Annotated in this window: 1 protein-coding gene; it reads right to left on the bottom strand. The window is 59.9% G+C overall.

Annotated features, from left to right (window positions below):
* Positions 1-232: hypothetical protein (locus HJW02_RS13075; RefSeq protein ID WP_208050690.1), on the bottom strand; the 232-nt coding region annotated here is incomplete at both ends.

The raw sequence follows: 232 nt of genomic DNA, 5'->3' as shown, positions 1-232 counted from the left end.
AATAATCCAGGTCGGGCTCGCCTTCCTTGTCGCACATTAAGGCAATGCAGAACTCGGCTTCCGACCCCTGGTCGGGCTGGTGTTGATGGACGATGTGGCACCAGTAGTATCCCTGGTCAAACTGGATCTGGCGGCGGAGGGGGGGTGGAAGGGCCCGGCTCCGTGGAGAGTTCCAGTTCCTTGGCGGGGATGGAAAGGGAGATGGAGGAGTGGGCGTGAAGGTGGAGAAAAC

The sequence above is a fragment of the Akkermansia sp. GGCC_0220 genome (assembly GCF_017566105.1).
Taxonomy (GTDB): Bacteria; Verrucomicrobiota; Verrucomicrobiia; order Verrucomicrobiales; family Akkermansiaceae; genus Akkermansia; species Akkermansia massiliensis.
The sequence above is the reverse complement of the archived record's forward strand: the minus strand, read 5'-3'. Positions and strand labels throughout refer to the sequence as shown.